The organism is Leifsonia sp. A12D58 (assembly GCF_047530025.1).
GTDB lineage: Bacteria > Actinomycetota > Actinomycetes > Actinomycetales > Microbacteriaceae > Cryobacterium.
In genome coordinates this window covers 121153-145638 of sequence record NZ_JBLJAT010000006.1, presented here as the reverse complement: position 1 = coordinate 145638, position 24486 = coordinate 121153, and the positions used below count along the sequence as shown (strand labels likewise).

Sequence of the window (24486 nt, the reverse complement as noted above, 5' to 3'; positions counted from 1 at the left end):
ATACGTTCGGGCGCCCGAAACCTAGGCCAAACCCCGAGCGTTTAGGCTATAACCCATGCCTGTGACCTCCAACGGGCCGACGCAGTTGTCGTCGGCCCGTATTCGTTTTGCCCTGCTTGCCCTTGCCCTGGGTGGCTTCGCCATCGGCGCCACCGAGTTCGTGGCGATGGGCCTGCTGCCGAACCTGGCCAGCGACCTGCTGCCCGACGTGTTTGCGTCGAATCAGGAGCATGCGACTGCACAGGCCGGATGGTTGATTTCCGCCTACGCCCTTGGCGTGGTGGTCGGAGCCCCAACGATCGCGGCATCCGCTGCCCGCTGGCCGCGTAAAAAGCTGCTGCTGGTGCTCCTGACGGCCTTCACCGTCGGCACTATCGCATCGGCGCTCCTGCCGACATTCGGGCTGGTTCTGGTCGCACGCTTCATCTCGGCGCTGCCGCATGGCGCATACTTCGGCATCGCCTCGCTGGTCGCCGCCGATCTGATGGGCCCTGGCAAGCGTGCCCGTGGCGTTGCCTTCGTGCTGTCTGGCCTGACGATCTCGAACGTCATCGGCGTGCCGACTATCACCTGGCTAGGGCAGGTCGCCGGCTGGCGCATCGCCTACCTCGCCGTCGCACTGATCTTTGCGGCAACGTTTGTCGCCGTTCTGCTGGCCGTGCCATTCCAGGCCGGCAACCCGGCAGCATCGATGCGCAACGAGTTGCGGGCATTCGGCCGTGCACAGGTGTGGTTCGCCCTGTCGATCGGCGCCATCGGCTTCGGCGGCCTCTTCGCCGTCTACTCGTACATCTCACCCATGGTGACCGAGGTCACCGGGCTGTCCGTGGGCGCAGTGCCCCTGGTGCTGATCGTGATCGGACTCGGCATGACGGTCGGAAACTTTGTCGGAGGATGGGGAGCCGATCGCAGCGTTCGACGCAGCATGTACGCCTTCTTCGTTGTGCTCATCGTCGCCCTCGTGGCGCTCGGGCTGACGGCGCACACCGTGCCTGGCCTGCTGGTGAGCGTCTTCCTGATCGGCGGGGCCGCCTCAGCCCTGTCACCGACCATCCAGACCCGGCTGATGGATGTTGCACACGACAGCCAGTCGATCGCTGCAGCCCTCAACCATTCGGCGCTGAACATCGGCAACGCCCTCGGAGCATTCCTCGGCGGCATCGTGATCTCGGCCGGGTTCGGCTACGTCGCACCGGTCTGGGTCGGCGTCGGACTGAGCGTCCTCGGCAGCATTCTGGCGACGGCTTCGTTCCTGCTCGACCGCAAGCGTCGCCGGAACGGCGTACCGGTGCCATACGGAACGCAGGGCATCCGCACGATCACGGGCTAAGGACAGCATCGTTACCGTGCAGCGAGTCGGCCTTCAGCCACAGCCCGCCTACAGGCCACGTCGGCCTGAGGCTAGTCGGTCTGCAGCAGGATGCCGTCGTGGATCGCGCGCTTGCGCAGGGCGACCTTGGTGCCGACGTCGTAACCGGCCAGACGGTACTTCTCGCGAATGCGCTTGAGGTACGACTTGGCCGTCTCTTCTGAGATGCCGAGCTGGTACGCGACTGCCTTGACCGGTTCGCCCGCACCGTAGAGAGCCATCACGCGACGCTCCTGAGCGCTCAGGCGAGGAGACCCGCCATCGGCGCCGGCGTTCAATGCCACGTCGAGTTCGGCCGAGATATACGACTGGCCCTTGGCCGCGCCGCGGATCGCCTCGACGATCATGCTGGCTTCTTCGCTCTTGACCAGGTAGCCGAGAGCGCCGGCCGCGAGGGCTTCGCGCACGACTGCCGGTTCAGAGTACGTGCTCATGAGCACCGTCTTGACCCCGGTGGTCTTCAACGTCGAGATCTTCAGCGAGATCGGGATGTTGTCTTTGAGATCGAGATCGAGCAGCACCACATCGACGGGAAACTCCGGGTGGGTCAACAACTCGGGCCACGTGGTCACCGCCGCCACCATGTTAATATCTTCCGCCGCGCTGCGGATCCATTCTGTTAATGCGCCGAGGAGCATCCGATGGTCGTCAACGATGGCCAAACGGATGATGCTGTCGGGGTTTGTCACTACTGCCTCCTGTGCAAAACGCTAGGACACGTTTCCTTGCGCTTGTGTGTCGGCGGGATTATCGACGCTGCATTCGATATCAACTTGCAGGCTGCCGTCTCGAATCGAGTCGACATGCGGGCCCACCACACGGATAGCTTGCCACGTCTCGGGGTCTACCCTCCGACGTGGCACACCCGAGGTGCGCAATTCGATAGGAAAATGAACCTTCTTGCGCGATGCAGTGCTTCGCGACGGCAGAATCGGGCCGAGTGTGAGTGACACGCTGGCGGCAGGACGGACTGCATCGCTGATCAGCAACCAAATTGTCAGCAGCAGAGCGTCGCGCTGTACCGGAGCCATCAACCCGGCAAGGCCATTGGGGTCGTACAACTTCACCGACGGCCCGAGAAACTCCGACTCGGCGATCGCGTGGTGCAGCCAGGTCTCTTTTCGGCCCTTGATCAAATGCAGGCGCAGCTGGGTGGCAAGCGATGACGCGGTGCCGGCCACATCCGATGGCAGGGGCAGCACCGTACGGCCCGCTGCGACATCGTCAAGCAGCTCTTCGGCGCCGAGGTCGAGCCTGGCAAGTTCTTCTGAAGCCAGCATGCCGACGGAGAACCGTGACTGGGTCACTGTGCTCTGCACCAGCACCAGGTCCAGCTCGAGCTGCACCATGCGACGGAATGTGCGCACGACGAAGACGCCGAGCAACGGTGGGATAACGGCGAGTGCGACAACCACGATGTCGACCGCGATGCTGGATGCATCGACACGATCGTGCATGAGGCCGTAGACGGTGAGCGCCGCGGCGAGCACGCCGGTAGCGGCAAGGATGGGCCGTGTCTCAAAAACGGTGACAAAGCCCAGGAGCAGAGCGCCGACTGCGGGCGCGGCTGTCAGGAAGACGCTGTTGGCGCTGCCGTTCCAGCTGGCAACCATGTCGAGGGCGACAACGATTGCACCGGCGGCGAGGGTTGCAGGGAAGATCCACTGCGGCAGGCTGGATGGTCGGCGGGAACCGATGATGAGGGCGAAGGTGCCTGCGGCGAGGCAGAGCAGCCAGGCCAGCACGATGATGCCGTGCTGCGGGTAGCTTGACCATTGCGTGACGGCTCGCCACAGCAAAAAAAGTATGGTGAACGATGCGGTGAAGAGAACACCGGTACTGAGGTGTCGGCCGCCGAGGCCACTCTGATTAGCCCGTGCGGTGCGAACTGTTCGTTCTGCCCGCCGAAACGATTCCGTCGATTCCGAATTGCCACGACGTTTGTCGCGGCGATGCCGGCCCTCACGACCGACGGCGATGCCCAGCGTGTTCTCGGTGATCGTGACCTTGCTCATTTCGGAACCTCGAGTACAACTGTTGTGCCTGAACCTGGCGACGAGAACAACCGGGCATTGCCGCCGACGTCGCGAAGCCTGGCAACGACCGATTCGGCCAGGCCGAGGCGCTCCGCGGCGACCTCGCCGAGATCGAAGCCGATGCCGGCATCCGTCACCATCGCCCTGACTGTCTTCTCATCGTCGGTGATCGTGACATCGGCGCGAGTGACGCCGGAGTGGCGACGTACGTTCTCCAGACACTCGCCCAGCGCGAGCAAAAAGGAGTCGAGCACCTCGCTCGGCAACAGCACCTGGCCGCTGCCGTGCCAGTCGACGTCGAGTCCGATACGGCCGAATCGTTGTTTGACCGATTCAAGCGTGTTGCCAAGAGTGAACTCGGTCGCCGGTTCGAGCGTGTACACACCGGACGTGCGTGGCATGGGCAGCCCTCCGAGGCGCAGCTGACGCAGCAGCCTGGCGTCATCGCCTGCCTGCTGCTGGAGAGCTGTGGGCGAGACACCGACACCCGAGTGGGCCAGCAGGGTCAGTGTGGCAAGCACGGTGTCGTGCAGCAATCTGGCATCCTGGCGCCGTTGGGCTTCAAGTTCGCTGGCGTGACGCTCAGCCCGGTGAGCACGGCCGATGGCGGCGATGCGCTGCATGGCACGCGGAATGCTCTCGCTCAGCCACCAGCCGCCGACAGCCGTGGCCAGCCAGATGCACAGCGTGAGGATGAAGGCGGTTGCCGATGTGCCGTAGGTGAGCGTGACAGCCAACACGGTTGCACTGGTGACACCGAGCATCGCTCCCAGGAGGATCATGCGCTGGGGGTTGATGACCAGCACGGGAACGACACAGCTCATTGCGCCGGCGGCGACTAGCGCGATGACGCACTGCTCGACCAGGTTCAGGGGCTGGCCGACATGGCTGACGACACCGACGACGATGACAATGCCAAGGCCAGCGACACCGATCAACAGCACCCAGCGGATGGCACCCGTCCGGCCGAGCATGTATTGCGAGACTGCAATGGCGATCATGAGCGGTATGCACCAGATCAGTGCTTCAACGCCGATGCCCCCTGGGACGAGCATGCAGAGCAGGGCTGCCGACGACCAGGCGAGTCCGTCTGCACGTGCGGCCTTGCGAAGAAGACGATCGCGCTCTTTGAAGATGCGTTGCATGGGGGCTGGCGGGATTCCTGTCGAGCGGGTGCTGGGCTAATTCAGGTGTCAGAACAATATCCACCTCGAACCCTATCGGCAGTCCGTCATGCGCGGCGTCAATCGGCCAGCAACCGACGCAAATGAGTGCCGACATCGTCAAGTTCGATGAGGAAGCCGTCGTGGCCGAATGCCGATTCAAGGACAACGGGCGCGCTGCCGTCGATATTGTTCGGTAGCAGCCTGGCGATCTCACGCTGACCGGCGAGCGGAAAGAGCCTGTCGCTGTCGATTCCGAGCACGAGGGTATCTGCGCTGATGCGACCGATTGCGGCCGCGATACCACCTCTGCCTCGCCCGACATCATGTGAGTTCATCGCCTCGACCAGCGTGATGTACGAGTTCGCGTCAAAGCGACGGGTGAACTTGTTGCCGTGAAAGTCCAGGTATGACTCGACGGCAAACCGCCCACCAGAGCCCAGCGGGCTGATCTCGCTCTGCCAGCTGCGCTCGAATCGGGTGTTCAGCTCCCCGGGGCTGCGGTAGTTGATCAGGGCCATTCGCCTGGCCAGGGCCAGTCCTCTGGTCGGTCCGTCACCGTCAGGAGCGTCGTAGTATGCACCGGAACGGAAGAGCGGATCGGTGCGGATCGCCTCGATCTGCACCGAATTCTGCGCGACCTGGTCTGCGGTGGTGAGGGGCGGTGCGGCCAGCACGGCCAGCCGCTCGACGCGGTCGGGAACCTCGATCGCCCATTCAAGGGCATGCATACCGCCCATCGACCCGCCGATCACCGCGGCGAAACGATCGATGCCGAGCTTGTCTGCCAAAACGATCTGCGCCGCGACCTGGTCACGAATCGTGAGATATGGAAATCGGATGCCCCACTCAACACCGTCGGGCGCAGGGGTCGACGGTCCGGTGCTGCCCTGGCATCCGCCGAGCATGTTGGGGGCGATGACGAACCAGCGGTCGGTGTCGATAACCCGGCCAGGTCCGATCATGCCGTCCCACCAGCCTCCCGTCGCGTGACCGTTGCCAGGGTCGCCGATGACGTGGCTGTCCCCGGTGAGGGCATGCAGCACGAGGATGGCGTTGTCGGCAGCGGGGGAGAGCTCACCCCACGATTCGTATGCGAGTCGCACGTGTGGGAGAAACCCGCCGGCTTCAAAGCCGAGCGGCCCAATGTCAACGAAGCGACGGTTGCCGACAGGGTCGCCGTCGCGCCAGGCACCCGTTGCCGGGGGCTTGCCGAGGAGCGACCGCGCCTGCGCCTCAGAGATGAAGCTCGACGGGACCGTGTCTGCCGATGATTGCCAATCCATACCGACTCCATTGTGCCGCTGAAAAAGAAACCCCCGCCGATTGTTACGGCGGGGGTATCGGTCTGCAGTGTCGGAGCAGCTGCAGGGGCTGAACTATGCGTTGGCGCGGGCCGACAATGTGACGGCGCGGGCGGCTGCGAGTCCGGATTCGAGGTCTGCCTTCAGGTCATCGATGTTCTCGATGCCCACGGACAGACGCACGAGGCCAGGCGTGACGCCGGCGGTCAACTGCTGCTCTGGCGTGAGCTGGGCGTGGGTCGTTGATGCCGGGTGGATGATGAGCGATCGCACGTCGCCGATGTTCGCCAGGTGGCTGAACAGCGAGACGTTGTCGACCAGCGCGCGCCCGGCATCCACTCCACCCTTGAGCTCGAACGAAAGTACCGCGCCGACGCCCTTAGGGGCGTATTTGTTGGCCTTGGCGTACCAGGGGCTGGTGGGCAGACCTGCGTAGTTGACCGAGGCGATGTCCGGGTGGTTCTCCAGCCACTCTGCGATGTCCTGGGCGTTCTGCACGTGTCGCTCGATACGAAGGCTGAGCGTTTCGATGCCCTGGATCAGCTGCCAGGCGCTCGCCGGTGCGATTGCCGCACCGAGGTCGCGCAGCAGCTGCACCCGAGCCTTGATGATGTATGCCAGCCCATCGCCGACCGCTGCCGTGTAGCTTGCACCGTGGTACGACGGGTCTGGCTCGGTGAGGCCGGGGAACTTCTCGACGTTCTTCGACCACTCGAACGCGCCGCCGTCGACGATGATGCCGCCGATGACGGTGCCGTGTCCGCCCAGGAACTTGGTGGCGGAGTGCACGATGATGTCTGCGCCGTGCTCGAATGGACGGATCAGGTACGGGGTGGCGATCGTGTTGTCGACGATCAGCGGGATGCCGGATTCGTGGGCGACGTCAGCAACGAGAGAGATGTCGAGCACGTTGATCTTCGGGTTTCCGATGGTCTCTGCGAAGAACAGCTTGGTGTTCGGTCGCACGGCACGGCGCCACTCGTCGGCGTCATCCTGGTTCTCGACGAACGTTGTCTCGATGCCGAGCTTGGCCAGCGTGTATTTGAAGAGGTTATAGGTTCCGCCGTAGATCGAGCTTGACGAAACGATGTGGTCGCCCGCCTGCGCGATGTTGAGTACGGCGAAGGTGGATGCCGACTGGCCCGAGGCGAGAAGCAGTGCACCCGTGCCACCTTCAAGCGCTGCGACGCGCTCTTCGACGACGGCCTGGGTCGGGTTCTGGATGCGCGTGTAGATGTTTCCGAACTCGGCAAGCGCGAACAGATTCTGCGCGTGCTCTGCACTGTTGAAGACGTACGAGGTGGTCTGGTAGATCGGCGTCGCCCGAGCATTCGTCGTCGGGTCCGGCTGGGCACCCGTGTGGACCTGCTTGGTTTCGAACTTCCAGTTTTCGGAGTTTTCGCTCATGAGGGGGTCTTCCTTTTCCTCGACGAGCGTGGACCATCCAGCGCTCTGCAGCGAGCCTAGGCACGCGGCAGGCGTCGATCAATGGCCTCCGCAACACGGCGTCATGAACCAGTGCCGTCTGATTTCGACACCGACCTGGGAACACGGATTGCGCCGGTCTTCGGCGCGATCGGGTCACGGAACATCCACTTCGCCCGCGGCTGCACGATGGGCTGGAACCACCGCTTCACGAAGGGAAGCGAGAGCAGTATTGCGATGCCGAGGCTGAGCAGCAGCATGGCAGGAAGCACCCATGGCGGCTGCGGCCCGTCGAGGATGCCGGTCTCCCTGAAGGGGTACAGCAAGAAGGTGTGCAGCAGATAGATGTACATGGTCGCAGCACCGAACGCGGTGAACCAGGTGCGGCGACGGGGCACGAGCATCAGAAACGCGATCACCAGGGCACTCGAGAGCAGGATGAGGCCCAGACGGATGCCGCCGGCCCAGAACTCGGAATAGCCGAATGACGGGTACGTCTCGTTATAGAGCAAGAAGCGCCGGACCTTGACCTCCCTGAGCCAGTCGATATTCAGCACGATGTAAACGGCAAGTGCCGTGAAGAGCGCGAGCGAGCCGGCTCGCCAACGCCAGATCGATGCGGACCCGAGCTTGAGCCAGTTGCCGGTGATTCCGCACTGACGGAGCTTCCAACCGAGGACGAAGAATGGCAGCAGCCCGAGCGTGCGCGAGAGGGCGAAAGTGCTGTCGACGGTACTCAGGTACCCGGCGGCTACCGATATCACGATGCTGATCAGTAGCGGATAGCGGAGCAGCGCGAGATATGGCAGTGCGATGCGCCAGAGTGCGAGGGCGAGGAGAAACCACAGGGTCCACGAGGCCGTCGCGTAGTCCAGCCAGAACTTGTCGCCACGAGCCCAGCGGATTGTCGTCCAGATCGTTTCGAAGATCAGGTACGGAAAGATGACGTCGGTGAGTAGCCGGCGCATCTGACGCATGCCTGGCGGACCGGCCTTCACGAAGTATCCGCTCACGGCCACGAAGAGCGGAACGTGGAAGGCGTATATGAAGAGATACAGCTCGTACGCCGGATCGGATTCGCCGATCAGTTTGAGGATCGCGTGGCCAACGACGACAAGCACGATGGCGATCCATCGCGCATTGTCCCAGTAGGGAACACGCTGCTTCTGGGGTGCTGACACGCTGAGTGGAGGAGCAATCATCAGATCCATTCTCCCGGCAGAATGGAGAAATGGGTGCAAAGAGAGTTGTCGTCACTGGTGCTAGCTCCGGAATTGGGGCGGCAACTGTACGTCTTTTCAGGCTTCGGGGCTGGGATGTCGTCGGCGTGGCCAGGCGGGCTAATCGACTCGCTGCGCTCGCCGAAGAGACCGGCGCGGACGTGTTCACCGCCGACCTGACGGTGCAGGCCGACGTGGATGCCCTCCGCGACTATCTGGCATCCACCGGCGCGGTGCACGCCCTCGTCAACAACGCCGGCGGCGCCAAGGGCATGGACTCGGTCGAGGAATCGAGTATCGACGACTGGGCCTGGATGTTCGAGATCAACGTACTTGCCGTGAAGCGGGTCATCACGGCAGTGCTTCCTTTGCTGCGGCAGACGCTGAGCACAGAGGCAGCCGGGTCAACCGCAGTCGCCTCCGCCGACATCGTGAACGTCACCTCGATCGCCGGGCATGTCGCCTATCTCGGCGGCGGGGGATACAACGCCGCCAAATTCGCTGCCCACGCCGTGACCGAGGTGCTGCGCCTCGAGTTGAATGGGGAGCCCATCCGTGTGATCGAGATCGCGCCAGGCATGGTCAAGACCGATGAATTCGGACTTGTGCGCTTCGACGGCGACGTCGAGAAGGCTGCAGCAGCATACAAAGACGTACCGAACCCCCTGACTGCCGAAGATATCGCCCAGGCCATCGTGTCAAGCGTCGAGCTTCCCGCGCACGTGAACGTCGACCTCGTGACAATCAAGCCTGTCGCTCAGGCCGCCCCGACACGAGTGGCCAGGGGTGAGTTGAAACCGCGGAGCTGACGCAGCTGCGGCTGCGCCGCGGTTATTCGGCCGCGGTGAGCTCTTCGCTCGTGCCCACGAGCTCTTCGTCAGGCACGACATCGGCGAACGCCAGCTTCGGCACGAAGAACAGCAGCACTCCGGCGACCAGTGCGCCAGCACCGCAGATCGTCCAGACCAACATGTAGCCGAACAGGCTCGCTGCTGTTGCGGTGGCCGTCGTCGCGACGCCGGCCAGCAGCACGACGCCGAACACAGCCGAGGCGAACGAGCCGCCGATGGTTTTTGTGGTGTTGGTAAGCGCAGCGGCAATGCCGGTCTGGCCTCGGGGCGCTGCTGCAGCGGCCGCAGCCGGCAGGGCGCCGACGAGTGCGCCAGTGCCGATTCCGGCGATCGCCATGTTGGCGAGCACCTGCCACATCTCCTGATGGAACGGGATGAAGGCGAAGTAGCCGACAGCGACGGTGAACGTGGCAATGATGAGCGCGATGCGCGGGCTGGCCCATCTTGACACCGGTGGGAACAGCAGGGCGCCGACGATCATCGAGATGAGGTACGCACCGATGAGCGTCGAGATGTCTGTGGCCTCGAGCCCGAGTCCGTATCCGTTCACCGGATCGGTGCCAGCGAAGGTGGAGAGTGGCGCCTGCACGCCGAGCAGGCTGATGCCGACGAGTCCGGCGGTCAACATCACCGGCCACATGGTGGGCTGGCGCAGTACCCGCAGGTCGATTGCCGGATCCTTCTGCTTCAGCTCGAAACGACCGAACGGAATGAACGACGCGATACCAATGACGATGAGAACCCAGGCCCACCAGGCGCCTGGCCCGTTGAGACGCATGAACGTGAGACCCGAGGTGATGAGCAGCAGGGCCAGTGTGAGCAGGATGAAGCCGCGGCCGTCGAGAGACCTGCCCGCGAGCGGCTCTGACTCCGGAACGCCGAAGAGGATGGCGAAGAACACCAACGTCACGGCGATCGCGGGCAGCATCATCGTCAGTGTGATGTTCTCGCCGAGCGCGACGAACAGACGACCTGCGCTCAGCGCCCCGATGATGGCGCCGGCTTCGAGGGCGACGACGAGAAGCCCGGCAGCGCGCCTGGTCTGAGAGGCCCCCGTGTTGGTGCGTCGGCCGCGGTCGAAGATCAGCGCGACTTCAAGCGGAAGCCACACGACATAAAACCCCTGAAGGGTCCATGCTGCGAGAAAGCTCCAAAAATCACCGGCGAAAGCGAGCCACCAGGTTGCTCCAGCTGTCAACACCGTCGTGATGAGCAGGATGCGCTTGTGCCCGTGCATGTCGCCGAGCTTGGCGAGAAACGGCACGACGATCGCGGCGAGAAGCAACTGGGATGCCTCGAACCAGTTGAAGTCAGCGTCGTGAATACCCAGATGGCGCACCAGATCCGGGATGAGCGGAACGTAGAAACCCTGCAGGATTCCACTGGTGATCTCGACTAGAAAGAGGAAACCGATGAGGCCGGCTGTCACGCCGACGGCCGCACTCGTGCGCACACGGGGAGCCTGAGGGATAGACGTCATGGAGGGATGCTAGTGGTCAATGAGCAGGCGACTGGGATCCGCGCGGTGCACAGAGGCGAAATCTCACAACTACCATTGGTGAATGGCATTTGACGCAGACGACGCAGCAATCGGTACCCCTGACATCGAACGAGAGATCCTGCAGTGGTCTGAGTTCGATGACGCATCACGAATTCTGGCGACGCGGGTGCGCGAAAGCGGCTTTGACCCGGATGTCGTCATCGCCATCGCCCGCGGCGGCCTGCTCCTTGCTGGTGCGATTTCCTACGCGCTCGGCACCAAGAACTGTGGCAGCATCAACGTCGAGTTCTATACCGGAATCGACGAGCGTCTGCCCAAGCCCGTGCTGTCTGCCCCGATGCTGGATGCCCCCGCGCTCGCCGGCAAGAAGGTGCTGGTCGTCGACGATGTCTCTGACTCCGGTCACACCCTGGCCCTGGTCGTCGGCCTGCTTCAGGAAACAGCAGACGAGGTGCGCTCTGCCACGCTCTACACGAAGCCGCGCACCGTACTGGTTCCCGACTTCACCTGGCGTGAGACCGCCGGCTGGATCGTCTTCCCGTGGTCGGCGAAGCCGCCTGTCTCTGTGACCCCCGCCGGAACCGCGGCAACGGTCTAGCGATCCTGCCCGCTCGGTTCGACGTCGTCGCACGACAGGACGACTGCCCAGCCATCGGCGGGCGCGATGGGGATGCGCACGATCTGCGCTGTCGCATCGGCTTCACAGGCAATGGCACCCGATCGGATGCTGTCTGACCATTCGGGTCCCGTTGCCCGGGTTGTTGCCGCTGGGGCAAAGTGCGCCAACAGCACGAGTGCGGCGAGCGAGATGGCGACGATCGCCGCTGTCCTGCTCCCGCGTGCACCACGCCAGAGCACCATGGCTGCCGCCGGCAGCAACGCCAGCAGCAGCATTGAGGATGTCACGCCGTAGCGCAGCAGGATGATCGCGTGTAAGTCGTCGACGGCATCCGCAGCAATCGTGAATGTCGGGTTCGGGTTCAGCACATAACCGGCCGAAAACGTGACGAGTGAGCCGCCGAGCAGCGCCGCCCCGAGCACCCGATCGGAGGTCGAGCCTTTCATCGCGATCACAATGCAGGCGGCAACGAACGGCAGTACCAACAGGGACGCCGTCAGCCAGCCGAACTGCGCAATGAAGCTTCCGACTGCCTGGCCGGATTCCAGGAACAGTGGCAGCACTGAGTTGACGAGATAGCCACTGGTCATCACGTCGGGCAGCGGAGAGACAACGCCGTGCTGCGCTCGGGGAAAAAGCAGTGTGGTGATGCCCTGCGCGATGACTCCCAGGATGATGCCCACGCGGATGGGCCACCGGATGCCATCACGAAACTTCCAGAGGATCAGCGGCAGAAAGAGTGCCATCTGGATTTCGCTGAGTGCGGCGATCAGCCCGACGACACCGAGCAGCCAGGCCGCCCAGCGGGATGTCGGTCGATAAAGCAGCAACCACGGGGCGAGCCAGAGAAAATACCAGTGCAGGTTCGCGGTGTTCCCTGCCACCTCGAAGAGCGCTGTCGGCACGAGGACTGTAATTGCAGCGATGACGACACGGGCCGGGAGCCAGGCAACGACTGTGCGCGAGAGCACGAAGACCAACGCGGTGACAAGACCGACAACGAGGCAGGACGCCACCGTTACGGCTACCGCCCAGTCGTCGACGGGCACTGCCCAGACAACCACAGCGGCAATGCTGCGCGGCACGACATGAACGTAGCCGTCGTACGGCGCGAAAAGGTCGAGAAGGGTCGTTGAATTCGCGGCGCCGGCGATGAACACCTGGCCATCTTCTGCCCAGAGTGTTCCGCGGGTGATCGCGGGGATCCGCAGCAATCCAACGAGTGCGGCACTGGCAGTGATCAGCAGGAAGAGCATCGTGCGCTGGGTCGCAGTGACCCATCGGGCTCCGATCCAGTGAGCTCCGATCTGCGGAGCCGAAGCAGGGGTCACAACCGCGAGAGCATCGTCGGTCATGGGGCACCGCCTCTCTCGATCCTCGTGTGGCGGAACAGCCTTCTGAACCTCATTGCATACTCCCCGAGTGGGGGGTCTGTCGCAAATCGACCGTCGGCCGCCGCGCGTGTCTGAGAAGTTCCAGAAACTGCCGCACCGCTTATTGCGGAGATTAGCCCTCGGCTGAAATAATCGAACGTTCTGTTCCCTAGCCAGAGTTGAGACTGTGAAGACCTACATCGGTTCCGCGCCCCTGTTCTTGCGCTGATCGACGCCCCATCGGGGTTCTCCGTCAGTGCACCACTGACATTTCGGAGACCCGTGTGGCTTTTTCTTCATCCCCCTCTGTCGTCCTGACCGATCTCGGCCTCACCTGGCCAGACGGCACTGACGCGATTTCTGGCATCACCGCCACCTTTGGCCGCGGCCGAATCGGACTGATCGGAACAAACGGATCAGGCAAGTCAACTCTGCTCAAGATGATTGCGGGGCAGCTGCTGCCGACGACCGGCACTATCTCGGTGACCGGTGATGTCGGCGTACTCCCGCAGGATCTCACCCTCGGCGTGACAGACACCCTGGCCGATGTGCTCGGGATCGACGAGGTCAGGCGTGCCCTGCACTCGATTCTGGCTGGCGAAGCCACCCCCGCCGACTTCGAGACAGTCGGAGACGACTGGGACATCGAGGAACGCGCATTGGCGGTGTTGTCCGAGCTGGGATTCGGCGCCAAGGATACGGTGCTCGATCGACAGGTAGGTACTCTTTCAGGTGGCGAGGTCGTCCTCGCCGGGCTGGCACGACTTCGCCTGGCCGCGACGCCGATCACTCTGCTTGATGAACCGACGAACAACCTTGATCGTCGGGCACGCGCGCTCCTCGCCGGCTTGGTGCGCACCTGGCCGGGCGTTCTGATCGTGGTCAGCCATGATCGGGAACTGCTCGAGCAGATGGATGAGACGGCCGAGCTCCACGACAGCGGCCTTCGTCTCTTCGGAGGTGGGTACTCGTCGTACGCACTGCAGATCGCTGCAGAGCAGGAGGCAGCCGAACGGATGGTTTCTGCGGCGGCGAACGATCTCAAGGTTGAAAAGCGGCAGCGTATCGAGGCGGAAATCAAATTGGCCAGGCGGGCCCGAACCGGAAAGTCTGCCTATGAGAACAAGCGCGTGCCCAAGATTGTGATGAACCAGCGCAAGTCGGATTCGCAGGTGACGGCGGGGAAATACCGGGTGCTCACCAGCAAGAAGGTCGCAGCTGCCGGTGATTCGCTGGCCGGGGCCGAAGCTCGGGTGCGTCAGTCGCTGCAGATCAGGATCGACGTGCCAGGCAGCGCGGTTCCCGAGGGGCGCACGGTGCTCGAACTCGCCGGTGCGTCAGGACGGCTCACTGTCAGAGGGCCGGAGCGGATTGCCCTGGTCGGACCGAACGGCTCTGGCAAGACGACATTGCTTGAGGCAATCGCCGGTCAGCGGACATCAGCATCCAACTCGCCGGTGTTGTTTCGGATCGACGCGGTGAGCTATCTGCCGCAGCGACTCGACATCCTGAACGACGACACCAGCGTCATCGAAAACATCAGGGCGGCAGCACCGGGCAGAAGCCCGAATGAGATCAGGAGCCAGCTTGCTCGATTCTTGATCGGAGCATCCGCTATCGAGCAGCCCGTGGTGCAGCTCTCGGGAGGCGAACGCTTTCGGGTTGCACTCGCGAGCCTCTTGCTTGCCGATCAGCCCCCACAGCTGCTGTTGCTCGATGAGCCAACGAACAACCTCGATCTGGCCAGCATCGATCAACTTGCCGACGCTCTCAATGGCTGGGAGGGAGCGCTATTGGTCGTCAGCCACGACTACGACTTCCTGGGCAGGCTGGGTATCGAGCGCTGGTTCGAGATGAGCGAGAACGCCGCGGTGTGCGAGACGAGCCGACCAGACGGCGTGCTTTCGGCTTAGGCTCGACTCATGAGCGTGCACCTGGTTGGCGGAGGCTGGACCCCCGAACATGATGAGAGCGTCTTCGGACCATTCCTTGAAGAAGCGACTGAGCATGCGGTGGCCGCCGGGCGAAATTTCGGGCCGCGCATCGCCATCATTGTCGTCAGGGATGGCGACGGTGATGAGCACGCTGGCCGACTTGCTGCCGCAGTGGGCGCCGGGGGGCTCGGGGGAGTCTTCGAGCCGGTTGTCACCACCCTCGCACTCACCGACTTAGCGACATCGGATGCCGTTGCCGGCGTCGATGGCATCCTGATCGGAGGCGGGCTCACTCCCGCATACCTCGCGGCGCTCAGCCCAATTGCCGCCCAGATCCGTCAACTGGTAGCCGACGGCATGCCATACCTCGGATTCTCGGCCGGAGCTATGATCGCTGCAGAGCGGGCGCTCGTCGGTGGCTGGCGTATCGGCGGAGTCGAGGTGAGCCCCGAAGACGGCTCTGAAGGCTTGGATGAGGTCACGATCGAGCAGGGCATCGGCCTCATCGACGTGAGCATCGAAGTGCATGCTGCCCAGTGGGGCAACCTGTCGCGGCTGATCGCCGTGACCGAGGCCGGTGTGATCGACGGCGGCCTGGCCATCGACGAGAGTACAGCGCTCATTGTGGGCAACAACGCCATACGCGTGACGGGCGCCGGGAGCGTTTGGCGTGTGACGCAGGCGGATGGTGGCGTGCTCGTGAGTACGTTCGGCGCGTAGTGCCCGCTCTGCCCACCCCTCTTCCCGCTGTCGATCTGGCCGTGGGTGACATCGATCCCGGCTGGGCGCGTGCCCTCGAACCTGTGGCCGACAATTTGGCATCCGTCACTGAGTTTCTCGGGGGCGAGAGCACGGCAGGCCGAGCGTGGCTGCCCGCGCCTCACGCTGTGCTGCGCGCATTCCGCGCACCGCTTTCGGGCGTGCGGGTGCTCATCGTCGGGCAGGACCCCTATCCGACCCCCGGGCATCCGATCGGCTTGTCGTTCGCCGTCGACCGCCATGTGCGGCCGCTGCCGCGGAGTCTGGGCAACATCTACACCGAGCTGCGCGACGACCTGGGTGTCACGACGCCGGCCCACGGCGACCTCAGTCCCTGGACCGACCATGGCGTGATGCTGCTGAACCGTGTGCTGACAGTCGGCGCAGGGGATGCCGGGTCGCATCGGCGGCGCGGCTGGGAAGCGATCACCGATCATGCCATCAGGTCGCTCGTCGCGCGGGACGCGCCCCTCGTCGCGATTCTCTGGGGAAAGGATGCCCAGACACTACGACCGCTGCTCGGCGACACGCCGATCATCGAATCGGCGCACCCCAGCCCGTTGTCGGCCAGACGGGGATTCTTCGGATCCCGGCCGTTCAGCCGCGCCAATGAACTGTTGCTCGAGCAAGGCGCAGCCGACATTGACTGGTCGCTCGGTTAGCCTTATCTCCGTGGCGTCGTTCGGGCGTGCTGACCTGCCAGACCGGACCGCCGACAAGTGACCTGCCTGATGCGGCAGTTCGCGTGAGCGAAGGGAGAGCGGCGTGCTCGAGGAGGAATACCAGCAGAGGCGAACTCTGCCCAGACACCTGAGGCAAGTCCCGGCTCCCGAAGCTCCGTTCGAGTACTCATTACGGGATGCCACCCGTGCCGATCTTCCGCATATCCGTGAGATCTACAACTACTACGTCGCCAACAGCACAGTCACGTTTGACGAAGACCCGATGACGCTGGCTGAATGGCGCCAGAAGTTCGACTACCTCACGAAGTTCGGCATGCCGTTCATCGTCGCGGAATCCCCCAGCGGGCAGATCCTCGGGTATGCCTTGGTCTCGCCGTGGAAGCAGAAGAAGGCATACCGCTTCACCGTCGAGAACTCCATCTACCTCGGTGCGGCATCCACTGGTAAGGGGCTCGGTCGCGTGCTGCTCGCTGAGTTGCTCGAGCGGTCGAAGCAGGCCGGACTGAAAGAGGTCATTGCGGTCATCGCGGACCAGGGAGCCGACGCATCCATCAAGTTGCACAGCGACTTCGGTTTCGAAGAAATCGGTCGCATGGGCAAGGTTGGCTTCAAATTCGAGCGGTGGCTCGGAATCGTGATGATGCAGAAGAGCCTGAAGTAGGGCAGCGCGGGCGCGCGACGTGACGTGTTTGGGGACTGACGACCAGTAGGGCTTCACCGCTAGTTTCAGCGTGGAGGAATTGTGGCTCACCCTAATATGCGCGATGTGCTGTCGTCCGCGACGGCATCCGAGGTTCCCGCTCCACTGCTTCGGGCCAAAGGTCCCGTCTATACCGGGATTCAGGATTGCCTTCGAATTCAGGCGCATGCGGTGCCTCACGGATGGATGGCCAAGCTGTTCGGTCGCTGCCCGCTCGACGCCGCGGCCCGGACGAGTTATTCGACGGCGCTCGCCGAAGGGGCAGTCGCCCGAGTTCTCAGGACGCTCTCGCCGGAGTGGACTGTGCTGCAGGCCGAACCGGCGCGCTCTGGCCACAACGTCGTCGACCATATGCTCATCGGCCCGAGCGGGCTGTACGCGATCACGACGATTGATCACGGTGGGCGTCGGGTCATCATTGACGGTGAATCAATCTCCATCGGTCGGTCGACGAGCGATGTGCTCGGACGCAGCCGCAGGGAAGCCGCCCGGATGGCGCAACAGGTTTCGGTCAGGGTCAAGACCGCCGTCGAGGTCACGCCCGTTGTCGTTGTGGTCACTCCGGTGTCGATGAAGGTCGGTGCCGCCCACGGGGTCGTCGCTGTGCTGCCTTCGACCGAGATGCATGATTGGCTGGTCGCCCAGCCGCGGGTCCACACGGGCAGTGCACTGGCGACCTACGAACGTGTGGTGCTCGACCAGAGCGCATGGAAGCCCGTCGTGCGCGTCACCGACGACACCATCAGGCACATCAATCGTTTCGACAGGCTGCAACAGGATGTGAACTCGGCCGGTGTCCGCGCACGCGCCTGGTCTCGCGTTGCGATGGCCGGGATCGTTGCCGGAGTGGGTGGACTGGCTGCGGTGCTCGGCACCATGTACGTCTCGGTGACCGGATAGCAAGACGGGCGATCGTCGGAACGACGCCAGGCGGCGGCATCCGCTACTTGTGTGCAGCCCCGAGTTCCAAGAGGCCGACGCCGACGATGACCAGCGCCATGCCGGCCAGCTGCGTCCAGGTGAGGGTCTCTTTGAAGAACACCCAGCTGACCACCGAGACCAGGATCACGCCGATCGCCGACCAGATGGCGTAGCCGATGGCGAGGGGAACTCCGCGACTGAGCGATTGCGAGAGCATCGCGAACGAGATCACGTAGCCGACGACCACCACGGCGTACGCCCACCATTTGGGTTCGGGGCCTGAGACCAGTTTCAGGAAGCTGGTTGCAATCACTTCGGTGACGATCGCAATGGCGAGGAACAGATAGCCCATGGTCAGCTCTCCCGAATAGTCGTGATGGGCCGAGATGTGGTCGGCGTGCCGGGCGAGGTCAGCGCCTCGGTCGTTCAATCTTGAGGGTAGCGGGTGCGTAAGGTCGAAGTATGAACGACCTCCATTTAGATCTTCCGGCCAAGCACACTGTTCTGCGCTCGTTCGCCGGACACCTCGAGGCGCAACCGGATGACGTCTACGCGCTCCTCGTCGGCTGGCTCAAGCAGGCAGACGACGATGCCAGCCGCCACATCCGCATGCTGACCGATCCCGACGAGCGCTTCATCGTTGTCGAGGGCGACTGGTGGTACCGCGCCGAATATCGGGTGCGACCCGAAGCAGAGCAGGTGTCGGAGGTCGAGGCCGAGCAGGTATCAGAGTCGGAAGTCGTTGCCGGCTCTGTCGTCGAATTCGAGATCATCAATGTTGCCCAGACTGCCCACTGGGTGGCGGGGATCAAGGCCAGGTCGGTGGTACAGAACGCGCCGGCTGAATTCGGTCGGCTGCTCACGGAACTGAGTGATGAACTGGGCGCTGAAGAGTAGCGTTCTTCGTCAGACCCACTCGCTTGATACATTCCTCGTCCGGTAGCTCGGAACGAGGGCGAAACAGTAAGGCATTCACTCCACATGCGAGAATTCACCGCAGAACAGATTCAGGCATCATTCGTTAACGTGTCACTCAGGGAGCGGCAGGGAATCGTGCTGCCGACCGACACTGATATTGCTTGGGACAAGCTCGACTATCTCGGCTGGCGTGACCGCAAGTCGCCGAACCTCGGTTACGTGGTCGTTGAACTCGATGATGCGCCCGTCGGTATTCTGCTTCGTCAGGCCCAGGGCACGATTCGCACCAGGCCGCAGTGTTCCTGGTGCGAAGACGTACGTCTGCCCAATGACGTCGTGCTCTACAGCGTTAAGCGCTCAGGCCAGGCCGGCCGCAACGGCAACACGATCGGCACGCTGGCCTGTGCCAACTTCCAGTGCTCGGCGAATGTGCGCAAGCTGCCCCCGGTCGCCTACCTCGGCTTCGATGTCGAGGCGGCACGCCAACACCGGATCGAGGCACTGCAGCAGCACGTGCAGAACTTCGTTCGAGACGTGCGCGACGGGTTGTAGCCGGCGCGTTGCGTCGTCGCCAACGCGTTACGAGACGCTGCCGACGAACGGCGGCACCGGTGGCTAGGCTCGAGCCATGGCCGAACTGCATGAACTGACAGCGCTCGAACAATGGCAGCACCTGCAGCGAGGCGACGTCAGTCCCCTCGAGCTGACCGAGCACTACCTGGCCCGCATTGAGAGGCTTAATCCCGAGCTCGGCGCATTCGCCACTGTCACGCCGGAGGCGGCGCGGCAACGGGCGCTGTATGTCGAGGCCGAGGTGCCGAAGACAACTCCACTCTGGGGACTGCCGTTCGGCGACAAAGACCTGCAGCTGCGCGCCGGCGTGCCCGCGCAGTTCGGCTCTCGACTGATGGCCGGGTTCGTGCCCGAGGAGTCTGACGAGCTGACCCAGGATCTTGATGACGCCGGCGGAGTCAGCCTCGGCAAGACCGCAGCCCCGGAATTCGGGCTTCCCTCATACACAGAGGGGCTGGCATTTCCACCCGCCCGCAACCCGTGGAACCCAGCACTGGGTGCCGGTGGGTCCAGCGGTGGTGCGGCGGTCGCCGTCGCGGCGCGGATGCTGCCATTCGCGCCCGGCTCGGACGGCGGCGGATCAGTTCGTATTCCTGCAGCGGCCTGCGGGCTTGTAGGGCTGAAGCCCAGCCGGGGGAGAATCCCGTCAGCCTCCGGCATCGACAAGCTCGCCGGACTGCCGGTTGCCGGACCGCTGGCTCGAACTGTAGCGGATGCCGCCCTCCTGCTCGACGCCATGATCACGCCACGGGGCACTCACCCCGACCACCACTTCGCGCTGCGCTCGCCGGCAGACGATGCGCCCCTGCTCGCTGCCGCGGTGCGGGGGGAGGGGCGTTACCAGCTCGGCGTCATGACGACATCCGCGTGGGACGACGCCTACGACATCCGAATCTCCGCCGAGGCTCACGACGCCCTGCAGCTGGCCGTGCGTGAGTTCGCCGCTCTCGGTCATGGAATCGAAGAGAGCGCGTTGGCGCCTGACGCGAGCTATGCGCCGGCGTTCCGCACGATCTGGCAGGCCGGAGCGGCCGGAATCCCGGCCGAGACCGACGAACAGCTCGCGCTGCTCGAACCGTTGACGGCGTGGCTGCTCAGGCGCGGCCGGGAGCTGTCTGCCCGCGATCTGGGCGAAGCACTCGCCACGCTGGCGGCATACGAGCGGTCGTTCATTAGCCAGTTGTCTCGGTTCGACGCAGTTCTCACTCCCGCACTCGCCCTGCCCCCGAGGCCCGTCGGCTGGTACGACCAGCACGACGGTGAACGCAATTTCGAGCAGCAGGTGCAGTACACCCCGTTCACGTCCATGGTCAACGTATCCGGACTGCCGGCCATCGTTCTTCCCGTCGCTGTGACGGCTGAAGGACTGCCGATGGGCGTCCAGTTGATCGGTCGTCCGGGCGGCGAAGCAACACTGCTTGCTCTCGGTGCCCAGCTCGAACGACGCCTGCGCTGGCAGCTGCGCACCCCGCCCGTACTCTGAGAGTTATTTTGAATGACTCAAAACAAGTGGTAGACTCTCTGTATGACGACACGGGAACCGGCCAGCGCCGCAGCTACGAATGTCGCTCCATCGGATGCCACGTCAACCGATGTGGTCGACAGTCTGCGTGCTGCCGGACTGAAGGTCACGGCCCCACGCGCCGCGGTGATGACCGCACTGGTCAACATCCCGCACGCCGACGCTGAGCAGCTGTATTCAGCTGTGCGCACCGAGCTGCCAGGCACCTCCCTGCAGGCGATCTACGGAGTGCTCACCGCGCTGACCGGAGTCGGACTCGTGCGGCGCATCGAGCCGGCCGGATCCGCCGCGCTGTACGAACGCCGCATCGGTGACAACCACCACCACGCGGTGTGCACCAACTGCAAGTCGGTCACCGATATCGACTGCGTGATCGGTGAAGCACCCTGCCTGGTGCCCTCGGACACCTCCGGTTTCGCCGTTCAGTCGGCCGAGGTGACCTTCTGGGGGCTCTGCTCTGCCTGCCAGGCCGAGCTCGCGGCATCCGCTCTCGACTGACACCAGACCCCATGAACTTTATCTTTCCTGCCCATCACGAAGTACAAGGAGAAGCATGACAACTGTGCCAACTACTACCCAGACCGGTACCCCGGTTCCGAGCGACGAGCATTCCCTCACTGCTGGCGCCAACGGCGCAACCGCGCTCCACGACCGCTACCTGCTCGAAAAGCTGGCGCAGTTTGCTCGGGAGCGTATCCCTGAGCGCGTAGTCCACGCCAAGGGCGGCGGAGCTCACGGTACCTTCGAGGTCACCGGAGACGTATCGAAGTACACCCGTGCAGCTGTTTTCCAGCCTGGCGCCGTCACCGAAACCCTGCAGCGCTTCTCCAGCGTCGCCGGAGAGCAGGGCTCGCCTGACACCTGGCGCGACGTGCGTGGCTTCTCGGTCAAGTTCTACACGACCGAAGGCAACTACGACATCGTCGGAAACAACACCCCGGTGTTCTTCATCCGCGATGGCATCAAGTTCCCCGATTTCATCCACTCGCAGAAGCGCCTCCCTGGCAGTGGTCTCCGCGACGCCGACATGCAGTGGGACTTCTGGACCCTGTCACCGGAATCCGCACACCAGGTGACCTACCTCATGGGTGACCGTGGCCTGCCGCGCTCGTGGCGTGAAATGCCCGGCTTCGGCTCGCACACCTACCAGTGGATCAACGCTGAGGGCGAGCGCTTCTGGGTGAAGTACCACTTCACGTCCAACCAGGGCAACGTCGAAATCGACGGCAGTGATGCAGAGCTGATCGCCGGTGCTGATGCAGACCACTACCGCCGCGACCTCTATGAGGCCATTGCGGCCGGCAACTTCCCCTCGTGGGACGTCCACGTACAGGTCATGCCGTACGACGACGCCAAGAGCTACCGCTTTAACCCGTTCGACCTCACCAAGGTTTGGCCGCACGCCGACTACCCGCTGATCAAGGTGGGAACCCACACCCTGAACCGCAACCCGGAGAACTTCTTCGCCGAGATCGAGCAGGCTGCATTCTCGCCCGCCAACACGGTTCCCGGCATCGACATCAGCCCTGACAAGATGCTGATGGCGCGCGTGTTCTCGTACCCAGACGCTCAGCGCTACCGCGTCGGCACGAACTACAACCAGATCCCGGTGAACGCACCCAAGGCTCCCGTATACAACTACTCACAGGATGGCGCGGCTCGCCACGGCTTCAAGTCCGCAGAGGCTCCGGTGTACGCACCGAACTCGCTCGGCGGCCCGGTAGCTGATGTCGCCGCAGCCGGCGTTGGTGGCTGGGAGAGTGATGGTGCACTGATCCGCACAGCAGCGACCCTGCACTCGGAAGACAGCGACTTCGGCCAGGCCGGAACGCTCTACCGCGAGGTATTCGACGATGCGGCCAAGGCTCGCTTCCTCGACACCATCACCGACGCCATCAGTGGTGTCACACGTGCAGAGGTCAAGGAACGCGCAATTTGGTACTGGACGAACGTTGACGCCGACCTCGGCGCCAAGCTTCGTGTAGCCCTGACGGCTGTCTCGGACCTCTCGAACAGCATCACCGAATAATTCGGGCGGCATTTGCCGCTCATCCATCCTCGAGTTGCCACCTTGGCACCTCGAGCGGGGCATCCGGTCGCCACACCGGTACCGGATGCCCCACCGTACGCCGTCCAAAGAAGCTCTGCGTTCACATGAACCCGCATGCATCACGCATGTGGACAAGGAGAAGAAATGAACTCATATATCTCAGTACCCACCGCTAGTTTTGCCGCCGTCGACGTGTCATCGGCTGGCTATGTGAGCACGACCAACCAGCGTCGTTCAGTCGTAGGCAGTTACGTCGGCACCTCTGCGACGACCGCTGTTGTCGGCAGCTACATCGACAGCGACCTCGGAGCATCGGCATTCGACACCTCGCGGTACGAACTGGCGAGCTAGTACGCGATAGTCAGGGATTTTCCTGAAACGCCCGGTCTTCTGGCCGGGCGTTTTGTCGTATCGCCGTGCGATCGAGAAAACACAAACGACGTATTTTCGCCAGCTGCACAGGCCTTTCCTAGCAAGAACAAGGTTAGGCATGCCATACTTAGGCAATGCTTACTTCGACCGCAGCCCGCGAGAACACTCGCTCTGAGCCCCGCAAGCCGAAGCCAAGCTTCCGGCTCTTCGACGTGTCGGTCGCCCGGATGACAAAGCTCTCCGCGACGTTCATGCGGGTTACCTTCACCGGTGAAGACCTGCACGAGTTCGGCACTGTCGGTCTCGATCAGCGCGTGAAAGTAGTGCTCCCTCTCCCGGGAATCGGTATCTCAGAGCTGCCAGATGGCCAGGACTGGTACATCGCATGGCGCAACCTCCCCGAGGAAGCCCGCAACCCGATTCGTACGTACACGGTCCGCGCGGTTCGCCAGGCTGAGCGCGAGATCGACATCGATTTCGTGCTGCACGGCGATGCGGGCCCGGCATCCCGCTGGGTGTCATCCGCTGCCGTCGGCGACAAGCTCATGATCGTCGGCCCCGACGCGCTGGGTGAAGACCCCCGCTCCGGTGTCGAATGGCGGCCAGGAGATGCCGACACATTCTTGATCGCCGGCGACGAAACCGCAGCTCCGGCAATCTGCTCGATCCTCGCCTCGCTGCCGCGCAATGCGACCGGATGCGCGTTCATCGAAGTGCCAGAACCGTCCGACTTCCTCGAGACCGATTCGCCAGAGGGCGTTCAGGTGACGTGGCTGGCCCGCAGCGAATCGAAGGTGCACGACGCCGCTTTCGACGTGGGCAGCGGCCATGGCTCAGGACTCGCGCCAGCTGTGCGCGACTGGACCTCTCGCTACCTCTCCGCGCCGGCCGCCGGCCCCGAGCTCGTTGACGTCGACATTGACGCCGGCCTGCTCTGGGAGGTACCGACGGAGAACACCACCCCGAGCGGCAACGGGCTCTACGCCTGGCTCGCCGGCGAAGCCAGCGTCATCAAGTCGCTGCGCCGTTTTCTGGTGACCGAGTCGGGAATCGACCGCAAGCAGGTGGCCTTTATGGGCTACTGGCGCCAGGGTCGCTCAGAGCTCAACTAGATCCCCCCCAATTTTGCCGAGCACTCAGTGTCGGCAGGCCAGCTGCGGGTTGTACAACGCCCGCAACACATAAAAGTGAAA

The 24486-nt window shown here is 63.5% G+C and carries 24 protein-coding genes; 15 read left to right on the top strand and 9 right to left on the bottom strand.

Annotated features, from left to right (window positions below; genetic code table 11):
• Positions 1–55: 55 nt before the first annotated feature.
• Positions 56–1330, top strand: coding sequence for an MFS transporter (locus tag ACMT3I_RS14190; protein WP_414805163.1), 1275 nt, complete (start codon positions 56–58; stop codon positions 1328–1330).
• A 71-nt stretch (positions 1331–1401) separates the two neighbouring features.
• On the opposite strand, the gene ACMT3I_RS14185 is transcribed toward ACMT3I_RS14190, so the two are convergent.
• The 6 genes from ACMT3I_RS14185 to ACMT3I_RS14160 all read right to left on the bottom strand — a co-directional run bounded on the left by ACMT3I_RS14185 (position 1402) and on the right by ACMT3I_RS14160 (position 8499).
• Positions 1402–2058, bottom strand: coding sequence for a response regulator (locus ACMT3I_RS14185; protein ID WP_414805162.1), 657 nt, complete (start codon positions 2056–2058; stop codon positions 1402–1404).
• Positions 2059–2079: 21 nt separating this feature from the next.
• Positions 2080–3384: a hypothetical protein gene (locus tag ACMT3I_RS14180; protein WP_414805161.1), complete on the bottom strand. Its 1305-nt coding sequence runs from the start codon at positions 3382–3384 to the stop codon at positions 2080–2082.
• A complete protein-coding gene (locus tag ACMT3I_RS14175; protein ID WP_414805160.1) occupies positions 3381–4550 on the bottom strand; it encodes a sensor histidine kinase in 1170 nt (389 codons plus the stop codon). The genes ACMT3I_RS14180 and ACMT3I_RS14175 overlap by 4 nt, the downstream gene beginning before the upstream one ends.
• 98 nt (positions 4551–4648) lie before the next feature.
• Positions 4649–5854 (bottom strand): homoserine O-acetyltransferase MetX, encoded by a 1206-nt coding sequence (metX, locus tag ACMT3I_RS14170; RefSeq protein WP_414805159.1) that lies wholly within the window; start codon positions 5852–5854, stop codon positions 4649–4651.
• A 93-nt stretch (positions 5855–5947) separates the two neighbouring features.
• A complete protein-coding gene (locus tag ACMT3I_RS14165; RefSeq protein ID WP_414805158.1) occupies positions 5948–7279 on the bottom strand; it encodes a bifunctional o-acetylhomoserine/o-acetylserine sulfhydrylase in 1332 nt (443 codons plus the stop codon).
• Between the two features lie 101 nt (positions 7280–7380).
• The gene (locus ACMT3I_RS14160) at positions 7381–8499 is read right to left on the bottom strand and encodes an acyltransferase family protein (protein WP_414805157.1); all 1119 of its coding nucleotides are present in this window, start codon (positions 8497–8499) and stop codon (positions 7381–7383) included.
• Between the two features lie 29 nt (positions 8500–8528).
• On the opposite strand from ACMT3I_RS14160, the gene ACMT3I_RS14155 reads away from it, so the two are divergent.
• The gene (locus ACMT3I_RS14155) at positions 8529–9326 is read left to right on the top strand and encodes an SDR family NAD(P)-dependent oxidoreductase (RefSeq protein ID WP_414805156.1); all 798 of its coding nucleotides are present in this window, start codon (positions 8529–8531) and stop codon (positions 9324–9326) included.
• Positions 9327–9348: 22 nt separating this feature from the next.
• On the opposite strand, the gene ACMT3I_RS14150 is transcribed toward ACMT3I_RS14155, so the two are convergent.
• Positions 9349–10848, bottom strand: coding sequence for an MFS transporter (locus tag ACMT3I_RS14150; RefSeq protein WP_414805155.1), 1500 nt, complete (start codon positions 10846–10848; stop codon positions 9349–9351).
• A gap of 82 nt (positions 10849–10930) precedes the next feature.
• Here ACMT3I_RS14150 and ACMT3I_RS14145 point away from each other — a divergent pair, with 82 nt between their 5' ends.
• Positions 10931–11467 carry a phosphoribosyltransferase gene (locus ACMT3I_RS14145; RefSeq protein WP_414805154.1) on the top strand — a complete coding sequence of 179 codons (537 nt, stop codon included), beginning with the start codon at positions 10931–10933 and terminating at the stop codon, positions 11465–11467.
• Here ACMT3I_RS14145 and ACMT3I_RS14140 read toward each other — a convergent pair.
• Positions 11464–12843, bottom strand: a complete 1380-nt coding sequence (locus ACMT3I_RS14140) for a hypothetical protein (protein ID WP_414805153.1) — start codon at positions 12841–12843, stop codon at positions 11464–11466. The genes ACMT3I_RS14145 and ACMT3I_RS14140 overlap by 4 nt on opposite strands.
• Before the next feature lie 302 nt (positions 12844–13145).
• Here ACMT3I_RS14140 and ACMT3I_RS14135 point away from each other — a divergent pair, with 302 nt between their 5' ends.
• The 5 genes from ACMT3I_RS14135 (at position 13146) to ACMT3I_RS14115 (ending at position 17837) form a co-directional block, all read left to right on the top strand.
• Positions 13146–14774, top strand: coding sequence for an ABC-F family ATP-binding cassette domain-containing protein (locus tag ACMT3I_RS14135; RefSeq protein ID WP_414805152.1), 1629 nt, complete (start codon positions 13146–13148; stop codon positions 14772–14774).
• Positions 14775–14783: 9 nt separating this feature from the next.
• Positions 14784–15515, top strand: coding sequence for a Type 1 glutamine amidotransferase-like domain-containing protein (locus tag ACMT3I_RS14130; RefSeq protein ID WP_414805151.1), 732 nt, complete (start codon positions 14784–14786; stop codon positions 15513–15515).
• 8 nt (positions 15516–15523) lie between these two features.
• Entirely contained in the window at positions 15524–16216 is a 693-nt protein-coding gene (locus ACMT3I_RS14125) for a uracil-DNA glycosylase (protein WP_414805197.1), read from the top strand.
• A 103-nt stretch (positions 16217–16319) separates the two neighbouring features.
• A complete protein-coding gene (locus tag ACMT3I_RS14120) occupies positions 16320–16898 on the top strand; it encodes an N-acetyltransferase family protein (RefSeq protein WP_414805150.1) in 579 nt (192 codons plus the stop codon).
• A gap of 81 nt (positions 16899–16979) precedes the next feature.
• Positions 16980–17837 carry a hypothetical protein gene (locus tag ACMT3I_RS14115; RefSeq protein ID WP_414805149.1) on the top strand — a complete coding sequence of 286 codons (858 nt, stop codon included), beginning with the start codon at positions 16980–16982 and terminating at the stop codon, positions 17835–17837.
• Between the two features lie 43 nt (positions 17838–17880).
• On the opposite strand, the gene ACMT3I_RS14110 is transcribed toward ACMT3I_RS14115, so the two are convergent.
• Positions 17881–18288, bottom strand: a complete 408-nt coding sequence (locus ACMT3I_RS14110; RefSeq protein ID WP_414805148.1) for a DMT family transporter — start codon at positions 18286–18288, stop codon at positions 17881–17883.
• Positions 18289–18320: 32 nt separating this feature from the next.
• Between ACMT3I_RS14110 and ACMT3I_RS14105 the strand changes: the two genes are divergently transcribed.
• From ACMT3I_RS14105 to ACMT3I_RS14075, 7 genes are all read left to right on the top strand, one after another.
• On the top strand, positions 18321–18755 hold the full coding sequence (locus ACMT3I_RS14105; protein ID WP_414805147.1) for a hypothetical protein: 435 nt from the start codon (positions 18321–18323) through the stop codon (positions 18753–18755).
• An 84-nt stretch (positions 18756–18839) separates the two neighbouring features.
• Complete coding sequence (locus ACMT3I_RS14100) at positions 18840–19328, top strand: FBP domain-containing protein (RefSeq protein WP_414805146.1); 489 nt, start codon at positions 18840–18842, stop codon at positions 19326–19328.
• A gap of 76 nt (positions 19329–19404) precedes the next feature.
• The gene (locus ACMT3I_RS14095; RefSeq protein ID WP_414805145.1) at positions 19405–20832 is read left to right on the top strand and encodes an amidase; all 1428 of its coding nucleotides are present in this window, start codon (positions 19405–19407) and stop codon (positions 20830–20832) included.
• Positions 20833–20874: 42 nt separating this feature from the next.
• Complete coding sequence (locus ACMT3I_RS14090) at positions 20875–21369, top strand: Fur family transcriptional regulator (protein ID WP_414805144.1); 495 nt, start codon at positions 20875–20877, stop codon at positions 21367–21369.
• Positions 21370–21424: 55 nt separating this feature from the next.
• The gene (locus ACMT3I_RS14085) at positions 21425–22900 is read left to right on the top strand and encodes a catalase (protein WP_414805143.1); all 1476 of its coding nucleotides are present in this window, start codon (positions 21425–21427) and stop codon (positions 22898–22900) included.
• A 165-nt stretch (positions 22901–23065) separates the two neighbouring features.
• A complete protein-coding gene (locus ACMT3I_RS14080; RefSeq protein ID WP_414805142.1) occupies positions 23066–23272 on the top strand; it encodes a hypothetical protein in 207 nt (68 codons plus the stop codon).
• A gap of 155 nt (positions 23273–23427) precedes the next feature.
• On the top strand, positions 23428–24405 hold the full coding sequence (locus ACMT3I_RS14075) for a siderophore-interacting protein (protein WP_414805141.1): 978 nt from the start codon (positions 23428–23430) through the stop codon (positions 24403–24405).
• Positions 24406–24486 lie beyond the last annotated feature (81 nt).